An 11,988-nucleotide genomic window follows, 5' to 3' on the forward strand; every position below is an offset into this window, starting at 1 on the left:
CAGCTGCTACGAGGAGGTGTAATACCTGGTCAAGGGTTGCTGCAGCGGCAAGTATGAAAGTGATCTAGGTTAAGAAAAACCAATCACGGAGGGCAATGGATTGCCAATCTCTAATAATGCTTTCCGCCTGCGTATCGGTCGTCACTCTGAACGCGGCCGCCTTTATCTTTTAACCAGTATCACCCAACAAAGAAGGCCTATTTTCAAGGACTTCTATTTAGGCCGTCTTGTTGTTGAGCAATTCAGGCAGGCGCATGAGGACGGTATTGTGATGTCCAAGGCTTGGGTCGTAATGCCTGACCATTTCCACTGGTTGGTAGAACTAAAAGACAAAACGCTCGCGGAAGTGATGTGCCGCGTGAAGTCGCGCAGTAGCGTGATGGTTAATCAGGCTTGCCGTTCAACCGGCCGACTATGGCAAAAGGGCTACCACGACCGAGCTTTACGCGATGAAGAGGATATAAAAGACATCGCCCGCTACATCATCAAAAACCCGATCCGCGCACGATTGACCACGCGGATCGGTGATTACCCCTTATGGGATGCTTGCTGGATGTAACCCTTAGGCCTGTGCCGTGCGTAGTTTCTCACTGCGACCGCGCAACCATTCCAGCGTCAGCAACAACACAACCGAAAATCCGATCAACAATGTCGCTGCCGCAGCAATGGTCGGGCTGAGGTTTTCACGGATGCCGCTGAACATCTGCCGTGGCAAGGTGGCTTGCTCCGGCCCCGCCAAAAACAGCGTCACGACCACTTCATCAAACGAGGTGGCAAAGGCAAACAACGCACCGGATATGACACCCGGCGCAATCAGCGGCAAGGTCACCCGGCGAAACGCCGTCAGCGGTGAAGCCCCCAAACTCGCCGCCGCTCTGACCAGGTTGTGGTTGAACCCCTGCAAGGTGGCTGACACGGTAATAATCACAAACGGAACACCCAGCACCGCGTGGACAACGATCAGCGAAAAGTAGCTGTTGCCCAACCCCAGCGGGGCGAAGAACAAATAGCTGGCCACACCGATAATCACCACCGGCACCACCATCGGCGAGATCACCAGCGCCATGACCAGCGCTTTGCCGGGGAAGTGCCCCCGGGTCAGGCCGATCGCCGCGAGCGTACCAAACACCATCGCCAGTACCGTTGCAGCAGGGGCCACAATGACGCTGTTTTTCAACGCCCGCATCCATTCCGCAGAGGCAAAAAAGTCCTGATACCAATGCAACGAAAACCCTTGCAGCGGGTACACCAGAAAACTGCCCGAGTTGAATGACAGCGGGATGATCACTAACACGGGCAAAATCAGAAACAGCAAAATCAACCCACACAGGATGCGCAAACTGTAAAACCAGACCCGCTCAATCGGGGACATGTAAGGACTCAGCATCGCAACCTCCTCAGCTCAAGCGCAGGCGGGTGGCGCCTACCAGCCAGTTGTAAATCAGGTACAACACCACGGTCGCCAGCAGGAGCAAGCCGCCTAGCGCTGTCGCCATGCCCCAGTTGATGCTCGTGTTGGTGTAGAACGCCACGAAGTAACTGACCATTTGATCGTTCGGGCTGCCCAACAACGCAGGTGTGATGTAGTAGCCAATCGCAATAATGAAGACCAGCAAACAACCCGCGCCGATACCCGCATAGGTCTGCGGGAAATACACCCGCCAGAAGCTGGCAAACGGATGACAGCCTAGTGAGATGGCGGCACGCATGTAGGTGGGAGAAATGCCCTTCATCACGCTGTAGATCGGCAAAATCATAAATGGCAGCAGAATATGCACCATCGAGATGTAGACCCCGGCCCGGTTGAATACCAGCTCCAGCGGTTGATCAATCAGGCCCATGCTGATCAGCGCGCTGTTGATCAGCCCGCCCGATTGCAGCAATACAATCCAGGCCGCGACCCTCACCAGCACCGACGTCCAGAACGGCAGCAACACCAGAATCATCAACAAATTGCTCTGACGCGCGGGCAAATTAGCCAGCAAATACGCCAACGGATACGCCAGCACCAGACAGATGCAGGTGATTACAAACCCCATCCAGAAGGTGCGGGCAAAAATATCAAGGTAGATCGACTGATCCGGCGTCGCCTGAGCAATTTCACCCAGATCATCGATACGATGATCGACCGCCGCCAACAGGTAAAACGGCGTCACGCTTGAGGTGTTGCGCTTGATGGCCTGCCAATACGCCGGGTCGCCCCACCGCTCGTCAAGGCCCTCCAGTGCTTCTTTATAAGACTCGGGGGCGGTCTTGAACGGCAAAGCCTTCGCGGTTTTCATCAACAAGCTGCGATAGCCGGCCAACTCCATGTTCAGACGCTTGGATAAATCCCCCAGCACTTGATTCTTGCGCGCCTCGGCCAAGTCTTCGCTGAGTGCCCGATAAACCGGCTCCGCAGGTAAGCCTTTACCGTCCCAACCCGCCACCGCCACGACCGTGCGCGGCAACCCCTCGACCACTTCCGGGTTGCCGACACTTTTGTAGAGCAGTGCTGCGATCGGCACCAGAAAAACCAGCAGCAAGAAAATAACCAACGGCGCAATAAGGGCCTGTGCTTTCCAGCGGTTCACCCGCTCGGCATGCGCAAGACGCTTCTTCAACGTGGGGCTGGAGACCTCGTTCAGGGGAACGGCGATGGCCATGGCAAACTCCGGAAATCTTTAAACGATGGCGGCGCGAACCTAGCGGTCGCGCCGCGTATCAGCGCTGCTTACTTGGCAGCCCAGGCGTTGAAACGCTGTTCCAGTTGCTCGCCGTTATCAGCCCAGAAGCTGACGTCAATCTGCACTTGGTTGGCAATGTTTTGCGGGGCGGTCGGCATTTCGGCTTGAACATCTTTAGGCAGCAATGCCATCGCATCCTTGTTCGCCGGGCCATACGCGATGTTTTGCGAATAAACGCTCTGTTGCTGCGGTTGCAGGGTAAAGGCCATGAACTTCTTCGCGGCCGCAGCCTTTTCAGCACTCAGGCCTTTAGGAATAGCCCAGGCATCGAAGTCATAGATGCCGCCATTCCAGACAATCTTGAGGTTGCTCTCTTTTTGCACGGCAGCGATGCGGCCGTTGTAGGCCGAACTCATCACCACGTCGCCTGAGGCCAAGTATTGCGGCGGCTGTGCGCCCGCTTCCCACCATTGAATGCTTGGCTTGAGTTCATCCAGCTTTTTAAACGCGCGGTTCTGGCCATCTTTACTGGCCAACACGGTGTACACATCCTTGGGAGCAACCCCGTCAGCCATCAGCGCGAATTCGAGGGTGTATTTGGCGCCTTTTCGCAGGCCACGTTTACCGGGAAAGGTTTTGGTGTCCCAGAAATCCGCCCAACTGGTGGGTGCGGTTTTTAGCTTGTCGGCGTTGTAGGCCAATACGGTCGACCACACAAAGAAACCGGCCCCGCAGGTCTGGATGGCACCTTTGACGTACTGCTCCGGATTACCGAACAAGGCCGGGTCCAGCGCTTCAAACATGTCTTCATCACAGCCACGGGACAGCTCAGGCGATTCAACCTCGACCAGATCCCAGGAAATACTGTTGGTATCAACCATGGCCTTGATTTTGGCCATTTCACCGTTGTACTCACCGGCGATGATTTTGCCATCCCCTTTGGCTTCCCAAGGGGCATAAAACGCTTTGACCTGAGCGGCCTTGTTTGCGCCACCAAACGACACCACAGTCAGGTCGGTGGCCGCCAGCGCATTGGCGGCGAACAGCAAGCCCACACTCAGGGCCGTTAACTTCAAGGATGCTTGCATCGTTACTCTCCACAGGGGTTGGTGAAGCCGGGGCGATTAATTCGCCTCTATGAGGGGGTCCAGCGCACGTACGTGTTCGACCTGCCAGCCCAGCGGCACGACATCCCCCACCGCAAGGGTCGGGTCCAGCTCGGCAATCGGCTGTTTCACAAAAAAATCGGTCTTGCCGCAAACTTCCATCCGCACCCGAACGTGGTCGCCCAAGTAGATAAATTCTTCGACCCTGCCCGAAAACCGGTTCACGCAAGACTGGCTTGAGCCATTGAGACTGATGCGCTCGGGACGAATCGACAACGTCACCGGATCGCCCGTACACCCGACATTCACCGCCAACGCCTGAACCTTTTCACCACGGCTCAATTCGACCACGCAGCGATCACCCTCCTGACTGTGCAAGCGGCCATTGAGGCGGTTGTTTTCGCCAATAAAATTGGCCACAAAGGTGTTTTTTGGTTCTTCGTAAAGACCGCGCGGCGGTGCGATTTGCTGGATTTCGCCTTGATGGAACACCGCCACCCGATCCGACATGGTCAAGGCTTCCCCCTGATCGTGGGTCACATACACCACGGTCACGCCCAAGCGTTGGTGCAGGTGTTTGATCTCCATCTGCATGTGCTCGCGCAGTTGTTTGTCCAAGGCCCCCAAGGGTTCGTCCATCAACACCAGTTGCGGCTCGAACACCAATGCCCGCGCCAGCGCCACCCGCTGTTGCTGGCCGCCGGACAGTTGCGCCGGATAGCGCTGAGCAAACGCATCGAGTTGCACCATGCTCAATACGCGCTTGACCCGCTCACTGATATCCGTTCGATTGAGGCCGCGCACCGATAAGGGAAACCCGAGGTTTTCGGCCACGGTCATATGCGGGAACAGCGCGTAGTTTTGAAACACCATGCCGATGTCACGCTTGTGCGGGGGCACATTATTGATCGCCCGGCCGGCCAGCAAGATTTCACCGGCGGTGGGCGTTTCAAAACCGGCCAGCATCATCAAGCTAGTGGTTTTGCCCGAACCAGACGGCCCGAGCAAGGTCAGGAATTCGCCTTTGCGAATGTCCAGATTGAGGTCTTTGACGATCAGATTTTCGCCGTCATAGCTTTTTTGCACGCCACGAAAGCTGACCAAAATATCATTCGACCCAGCGCTTGCACCGAACTCACCCATAGCCACACCTTCTGTTTAGGACTGCTGTGGCTCAAGCCTAAAGAAACCGCCAGCCCACAGAAATCGGGGCGCAGGAGAGAATGTCATCAGCAGGCTGGAAGGTTTTTTGTAGGGGGTGCCCTACAGGAATGTCGTGAATGGAACGCTGGATACAGGCGCGCTCAACAATAAGGCTGAAGATCGTGCTGAAAGGGTCGTAAATAGACACGCAATATTGAATCCACAGTCCCCGTAGCAGCTGCCGAAGGCTGCGTCCGATTGCGTAGCGATCGTAAAACGGAGTACACGGGCGTCCTGACACAATGCGCCAGAGGGTGTTTTACGACGACTTCGTCGCCGGACGCAGCCTGCGGCAGCTGCTACGAGAACAGGTGTTAAACCAGCTTATGCTCCATCGCATACTTCACCAGCTCGGCCAGTGAGGTGATGTTGAGTTTTTGCATTAACCGCGCTTTGTGGGTGCTGATGGTCTTGCTGCTCAACGCCAATTGTTGGGCAATCTCGTTGACGTTGGCGCCTTGAGCCAGCCGCTCGAACACTGAAAACTCCCGTTCGGAGAGTGAGGTGTGCAAGGGCCGCTCATCGGTCAAGCCCACCTCGAAAACCATTCGATCCGCCAACTCCGGGTCGATGTAGCGCCCGCCTGCTGCCACTTTACGAATCGCCGTCAACAGTAGCGCCGGATCGCTGTCCTTGGTCGCATACCCTGCCGCCCCGAACTTCAGCGCCCGGGCAGCCATTTGCGCTTCGTCATGCATCGACAACACCAAAATGGCTGGCGGGTTGTTCAACGCGCGAATGCGCGGAATGGCTTCCAGCCCATTAACACCGGGCATGGAAATATCCAGAAGCACCACCTCACAAGGCACATGGCGCAGGATTTCCAGCAATTGCTCGCCATTACTGGCTTCACCCACCACCAACAGGTCTTTAGCCAGGCCAATCAATTGCTTGATGCCCTCGCGCACGATGGTGTGGTCTTCAGCTACCAGTACACGAATCACGGCTACTTCCTTATCAATGATCACTAAAGGCGTTGATTTAACGGTACCCGCACGCTCAACAGGGTTCCCTCACCGGGCTGGCTGTGCAGGGTCAAGGTGCCCCCCAGCATTAACACTCGTTCGCGCATACCGACCAGGCCAAAGGAAGTCGGCCGGTCAGTCACGGGTATAAACCCCCGGCCGTCATCGCTGATGCTCAGGCACAAATCTTGCCCCTCAACACACAAGGTCAACTCAACGGTGTGCGCCTGCGCGTGGCGAATCACATTTGTCAGGGCCTCCTGCAAAATTCTGAACAGGCCTACTTCTTTGGCAGCACTGAGCGGCGGCAAATACTCAGGCACCTGCACCAGACAGGGAATGTTCGTACGCGCCTCAAAGCGTCTGGCCTGCCACTCAATGGCAGAGCTGATCCCGGCATCGAGAATGGGCGGACGCAACGCAGTGGCCACATCTCGCACCAGCTGAAATAACTGGGCAATCAGCTTTTTCATGCTGTTGAGCCGCTCTCGCAACCCCGGGTCTAGGTCGGCATAGGCCAATTCGCACATCGAGGTTTCCAGCTTGAGCACCGTCAGCATCTGACCTAACTCATCATGCACCTCGCGGGCAATGCGGGCTTTCTCTTCTTCGCGCACGCTTTCAAGGTGGGCCGACAATTCACGCAATTGACCGCGAGAACGGTCCAGCTCCAGCTCGATGCGTTTACTGTCGCTGATGTCCCAAACGATGCCATCCCACACCACAGTGCCGTCCTCCAGACGACGGGTCATCGCTTTGATTTCAGCCCAACGCTGCTGACCTTCACGGGTCAAAATCCGACCTTGCCATGACCAGTCACTGTCACTATCCAGCGCTATGTCCTGCACGCGATGGTAATCCGCCTTGTCATCTGGATGCACTAGGCTGCGCAACCCCACTTCACGCTGACGTAACGTCGCTGGTGAATAGCCCGCCAGGTTTTCGCTGCCTTCGCTGATATATGGAAAGTCCAGTTCGCCGGTCAGCAAAGAGCGCTCCAGACGGAACACCAACCCCGGAACATTGGCCGCGATCCCTTGCAGACGTGCATCGCTTTCCTGCAAAGCCGCCTGTACCCGGCGCCGCTCGGTCATGTCATTGAGGTACACCACCAGGTACTCCGCCTCCTTGAAACGCAGAAAGCTCAAAGTCACGTCTGCCGGAAACACACTGCCGTCGGCCCGCACACACTGCGTCTCAACGCGTTGAACCACTTCCTCATCGGCGCGGGCGCGGCGCCATAACGTCAACCAGCGGTCCATTGTCAGACCGGGCTCAAAATCTCGTAACGGCCTGTCCAGCACCGCCCCCGCCGAGCAACCCAGCAGGTCTTCGGCGGCCTTGTTGGCGTAGCGGATGTGACTGTCCCAGTTGACCCAGAGAATACCCACCGGGCTTTGATCTATTGAAAACTGGGTCAGATGCAAGGCTTCGGCGCTGGCGGCACTCTCTACAGCCTCTTCACGCGCCTTCAGTAGAGAATGCTCCAGCGCACTCTGTTGGCGGCGCTGCCAGACCACGATTGTGATGCTCGCCAGCAACAACGCACTGATCAATAAACACAGGTTTTGCCAAAAGCCGGGAGTCTGACCCGCACGCGGGTATTTAGGCTGGAGCCACTGGCTGTGCAGTTGTTCCATATCGCGGGCGGGAATCGCGTGCAGCCCGCGTTCAACAATGGCCGCCAACTGCGGCCAGTCCTTGCGCGTGGCTACCCGCAGCAGTTGCGGAAAGCCTATATCGCCCACCACCGCTAAACCTGCAAATTCGGGCTCTGCCGAAAGGCGCGCCAATTGCGCTTCGTCGATCACCGCGTAGGTGGCCTGCTGACTCAGCAACAGCTGCAAGGCCTGACGCTCCAGCGGGACGCCTTGCAGGTTGAGGCCGGGGTAGCTGGCGCGTAAAAAGTCAGCCGTGACGCTTGGCATGCGCACGGCCACACGGGTTTGGCTGTCAATGCGCTCAAGGTCAACCGCCCCCCCGCCAGTTCGCTCCCCGACAAGCAACTGCGGAACCCGCATATAAGGATCGGAAAATAGCCACAAACGCAACCCTGCCGGGGTCTGCGTCAAACCCGGTGCAAGGTCGATTTCGCCTTTACGCGCGGCATGTTCAAGCTGTGCAAGGTCGGGATAATTACGCCAGACCAGCTCAATGCCCAGGCTTTGCGCCAGCCATTTCATCAGCTCTACATTGGCCCCGGACAAGCGCTGCAAACGCTGGTCAAATTTGGCATAAGGGGCCTGCAACACCAGTCCCACACGCAGCTCTTTATGCTGCGCCAGCCACTGCTGCTGTTCGGCGTTCAATTGAGCAGCTGGAATGGATGCCGCCTGGCCTATCAAGGGCAGCAATAACCAGCCGATAACCAACAGACAGCAAAAACGCTTCATCTGAATACTCGCACCCTGACAAATACTGACCAACCCATTAGGCTGCCGGGATTACTTCTGGCCTGGACTAACCGATGTCTTTTTACCGTCTGGCACTTGCAACCGTGTCTCTGTCGTTGATGCTGCCCTGCGCACTCTCTGTGCTCGCCGCCGACCCGACACCCGCAACCGAACCCGCAATTGCCGAGCCAGAAGTTCGCCCCTTGCTGCAAGAACGCAGCCAGGAAGACGCGGCCGCCCTTGAGCGGCAAGTGGCGCAAAACGAACAGCAGCAGTTGCAAGCCGGCCAAGACGACTTTCTTGCACTCTGGAAGCCTGCCAACAGCGGCGAGCCCAGTGGTGCCGTGATTATTGTTCCGGGTGCCGGGGAAAACGCTGATTGGCCCGTCACTGTCGGCCCATTACGGCGCAAACTGCCGGACGCCAACTGGGCGAGCCTGAGCCTGAGCCTGCCCGACCTGCAGAGTACAGCCAGCCAACCGCGCCCTGCCGAACAAGAGAAGCCTCCTACAGAACCCGCGCCGAACAGTAGCAGCAAAGACGCCAGCACCACAGCCAAACCCATCGAACAAGCCGCCAGTGCTGGCACCGACAGCTCCGTGACACCCTTGCAAGCAAGCGAATCATTCGAAGCCATGAGTAATGCGGATGCTGCGCGAATCTTTGCACGCATTGACGCGGCACTGGCCTTTGCCCAGCAACAAAACATGCGCACGGTCGTGCTACTGGGCAATGGCACCGGTGCTTACTGGGCAGCCCGCTATATCAGCGAAAAGAAACCGCCACAGATCGCGAAGTTAATCATGGTGGCCGCTGTGACGCCTGATCAGGTGCAACCCGACCTGAGCCAACTGACTCAAAGCCTCACAGTGGGGTTACTGGATATCTTCTATAAAGACACAGCGCTCGCACGCAAGAGCGCTTTGCAAAGGCTGCAAGCCAGCAAACGGGCGAACCGGCAAAACGTGGTTCAAGTGGGGTTGATCGCCATGCCGGGCAACCGTGAAGCAGAACAGGAACAATTAGTGCGCAGAGTGCGTGGCTGGCTCAGCCCGCAACCCACTAGCGGAAGCCACGTTGCTCGCGAATAAGCGTGTAGGCGTGATGCAGCTCGCGGGTTTTTTCAGTGGCCTCGCGTACCTGGGCCGCGCTGGCCCCGCTGCCGGCCACTTTGTCCGGGTGGTGACGACTGAGCAAGCGCCGGTACGCACGTTTGATCTGAGCCGGCTCAGTGTTGGCGGTCACGCCCAGTAACGCCAGCGACTGTTGATAAGTGCCACCCCGGGTTGCCGGTGTCCTTTTCTGCGGGCCGTAATCCGCGCCAAGGGCTTGCACCTGCTGAGCGCTCCAGCCCAACCATCGCCCCCAGAGCAGAATCAGCTCGCGCTCTTTGGGGTCGATTCGACCATCCGCCCACATCATCCGCCAACAGGCACGCAGAACCCCTTCTGCCGCATGCGGCTGACTGCTCAACCGCCGCAAATAGCCGCGTAGAGCATCATTCCCGCTCTTGCCGCGATTGAACGCGGCAATGGCGCGCTGTTGCGCAGGGCCGCTCATGTCGAGCAAGCGCATTTCCTGACGCGCTTGCTCGATATGTTTGTCCACCACCCGCCCGCCGCTTTTAGCCAGACGACCCAGCAACACGAACAACAGCTCATCGTTACGCAGCGCCGGCCGACCGCCCAGGCGCTCCCGCAGATGCGCCCAGCTGTGCAGTTGCAGACGCCGGTCCAGCGTCTGCCCCAATAAAGCGCCCAACATGGCCCCCGGAATGCTGGCTATTAAATAGCCTGCACCGGCTCCGATCAGAGTCCCTGGCCACAGCATCTTAGTCCTTGCCCTTAATCAACGATTCAACCTCAGCTAAACGCTCATGAGTGCCTACATCCACCCATTGCCCCTGCAAACGCTCGCCTGTCACGCGCCCGGCCGCCATAGCGTTGCGCAGTAACGGGGCCAACTTGAATGCACCCGCCCCGGCACCGTCGAACAACGCCGGGCTCAGCACGGCAATACCGCTGTAGGTCAACGTGTCACTTCCCGGCTGGGCATCAAGCACCTGCGTGCCCGAGAGACAAAAGTCGCCCTTGGGGTGGTGCGCCGGGTTATCGACCAGCACCAGGTGCGCTAGCCCCGTCAAAGGCGTGCGCAGACCCGCGAAGCTGTAGTCGGTCCAGATGTCACCGTTAACCACTGCAAAGGGTTTATCGCCCAACAACGGCAATGCTTTAAAAATACCGCCGCCGGTTTCGAGCGGTTCTCCTTCGGCGGAGTACTGAATACTGACGCCAAAGCGCGAACCATCGCCCAGATGATCTTCGATTTGCTGACCCAACCAAGCGTGGTTGATCACGATCTCGGTAAAGCCCGCCGCCGCCAGTGCCCGCAGGTGATACTCGATCAAAGGCACGCCCCCCACGCGAACCAGCGGTTTAGGGGTGTGCAAGGTTAAAGGGCGCAAACGCTCGCCCTTGCCCGCCGCCAAAATCATCGCTTTCATTGCGTGGCCTCAGGCGAAGCTGGAAGGCTGGCGAACAACTCGGCCAGTTCGGCCAATTCCGGGCGGCGCGCTATAACGGCTTCTATATATGAAAAGAAGCGCGGCACATCGGCCAGATAACGCGGTTTGCCGTCACGGTGGCAGATGCGGGCAAAGATACCGATCACTTTCAAATGCCGCTGCACGCCCATTAAATCGCTGTCGCGCCAGAACGCGTCGAAGTCGTCGCCCACGGGAATCCCCAGTGGCGCTGCCAGTTGCCAATAATCGTTGAGCCACGTATGTACACGCTCTTCAGGCCAACTGAGAAAGGCATCCTTGAACAGGCAGGTGATGTCATACGTCACCGGGCCATACACCGCATCCTGAAAATCCAGGACGCCGGGGTTAGGAATACTGAGCATCAGGTTGCGCGGCATAAAGTCGCGGTGCACCAAAACCTGGGGCTGCGCCAGCGCATTATTGATCAACAGCGTGCTGATCCGCTGCCACAGAGCCTGTTGCCGCTCATCAAACTCAATGCCAAGGTGGTGACGCACAAACCATTCAGGGAAGAGCTCAAGTTCACGACGCAGCAAAGCTTCGTCATAGCGGGGCAACGGCGCATCCATCGGCAACTGCTGAAAGGCCAGCAAGGCTTCTATGGCATCCTTGAACAGGGCCTCGGCGTTGTCGCCGTTGATTACGTCGAGAAAGGTTTTATTGCCCAGATCGTTGAGCAACAGGAACCCGCGTTCCAGGTCTTGAGCATAAATTTTCGGGACATTTATTTCGCTGATTCGCAATAAATCGGCAATCTCGACGAAAGGTTTGCAGTTTTCCTGGGGTGGCGGCGCATCCATCACAATAAAACTGCGGCCCTCGCCTTCCCAGCGAAAATAGCGTCTAAAGCTCGCGTCACTGCTGGCGGCAGTCAACGTGGCCGGGGGTACAGCGCCCCAACCCTCGGTCAAAAACAAAGCGGCCAACTGCTCATCGAGCCAAACTTTCAGGTGTTGCAAGCGTACATCTTGGTCAGGCATTACAAGGGTCTCCGACGGCGCTAGCCGTCAAGCGGGTCATGCTTTATTATCCAGAATCTTTTCCAGACCATCGATAGGCGTGCGGTCCCCCACCGCGGGCTGATGGCACGCAGGAAGCCCGGACTAATAA

At 57.5% G+C, this 11,988-nt stretch carries 11 protein-coding genes; 2 read left to right on the plus strand and 9 right to left on the minus strand.

All coding sequences use genetic code 11. The features are described 5' to 3' along the window. Positions 1–100: 100 nt before the first annotated feature. The gene (locus GHN86_RS05590) at positions 101–559 is read left to right on the plus strand and encodes an REP-associated tyrosine transposase (RefSeq protein WP_153378015.1); all 459 of its coding nucleotides are present in this window, start codon (positions 101–103) and stop codon (positions 557–559) included. Positions 560–562: 3 nt separating this feature from the next. On the opposite strand, the gene GHN86_RS05595 is transcribed toward GHN86_RS05590, so the two are convergent. The 6 genes from GHN86_RS05595 to GHN86_RS05620 form a co-directional block, all read right to left on the minus strand. Then, positions 563–1,387 (minus strand): ABC transporter permease, encoded by an 825-nt coding sequence (locus tag GHN86_RS05595; RefSeq protein ID WP_153378014.1) that lies wholly within the window; start codon positions 1,385–1,387, stop codon positions 563–565. Between the two features lie 10 nt (positions 1,388–1,397). Next, on the minus strand, positions 1,398–2,645 hold the full coding sequence (locus GHN86_RS05600) for an ABC transporter permease (protein WP_153378013.1): 1,248 nt from the start codon (positions 2,643–2,645) through the stop codon (positions 1,398–1,400). A 68-nt stretch (positions 2,646–2,713) separates the two neighbouring features. Then, on the minus strand, positions 2,714–3,754 hold the full coding sequence (locus GHN86_RS05605; protein ID WP_153378012.1) for an ABC transporter substrate-binding protein: 1,041 nt from the start codon (positions 3,752–3,754) through the stop codon (positions 2,714–2,716). Between the two features lie 36 nt (positions 3,755–3,790). Beyond that, positions 3,791–4,915 carry an ABC transporter ATP-binding protein gene (locus GHN86_RS05610; protein ID WP_153386203.1) on the minus strand — a complete coding sequence of 375 codons (1,125 nt, stop codon included), beginning with the start codon at positions 4,913–4,915 and terminating at the stop codon, positions 3,791–3,793. A 374-nt stretch (positions 4,916–5,289) separates the two neighbouring features. Then, complete coding sequence (locus GHN86_RS05615) at positions 5,290–5,919, minus strand: response regulator transcription factor (protein ID WP_323369214.1); 630 nt, start codon at positions 5,917–5,919, stop codon at positions 5,290–5,292. Positions 5,920–5,942: 23 nt separating this feature from the next. After that, positions 5,943–8,333, minus strand: coding sequence for a PAS domain S-box protein (locus GHN86_RS05620; protein ID WP_153378010.1), 2,391 nt, complete (start codon positions 8,331–8,333; stop codon positions 5,943–5,945). Positions 8,334–8,407: 74 nt separating this feature from the next. Between GHN86_RS05620 and GHN86_RS05625 the strand changes: the two genes are divergently transcribed. Next, positions 8,408–9,424, plus strand: a complete 1,017-nt coding sequence (locus tag GHN86_RS05625) for an alpha/beta hydrolase family protein (RefSeq protein WP_153386205.1) — start codon at positions 8,408–8,410, stop codon at positions 9,422–9,424. Here the strand turns inward: GHN86_RS05625 and GHN86_RS05630 are convergent. Genes GHN86_RS05630 through GHN86_RS05640 form a run of 3 tightly spaced genes read right to left on the minus strand, consistent with a single transcriptional unit; the run spans position 9,396 to position 11,858 of the window. Further along, positions 9,396–10,163: a DnaJ domain-containing protein gene (locus tag GHN86_RS05630; RefSeq protein WP_153378008.1), complete on the minus strand. Its 768-nt coding sequence runs from the start codon at positions 10,161–10,163 to the stop codon at positions 9,396–9,398. The two genes, GHN86_RS05625 and GHN86_RS05630, sit on opposite strands and share 29 nt — an antisense overlap. Before the next feature lies 1 nt (position 10,164). Beyond that, positions 10,165–10,836 (minus strand): N-acetylmuramate alpha-1-phosphate uridylyltransferase MurU, encoded by a 672-nt coding sequence (gene murU, locus GHN86_RS05635; protein ID WP_153378007.1) that lies wholly within the window; start codon positions 10,834–10,836, stop codon positions 10,165–10,167. Further along, positions 10,833–11,858: an aminoglycoside phosphotransferase family protein gene (locus tag GHN86_RS05640; RefSeq protein WP_153378006.1), complete on the minus strand. Its 1,026-nt coding sequence runs from the start codon at positions 11,856–11,858 to the stop codon at positions 10,833–10,835. The genes murU and GHN86_RS05640 overlap by 4 nt, the downstream gene beginning before the upstream one ends. Positions 11,859–11,988: the final 130 nt, after the last annotated feature.

The organism is Pseudomonas helleri (assembly GCF_009600315.1).
GTDB classification, from domain to species: domain Bacteria; phylum Pseudomonadota; class Gammaproteobacteria; order Pseudomonadales; family Pseudomonadaceae; genus Aquipseudomonas; species Aquipseudomonas helleri_A.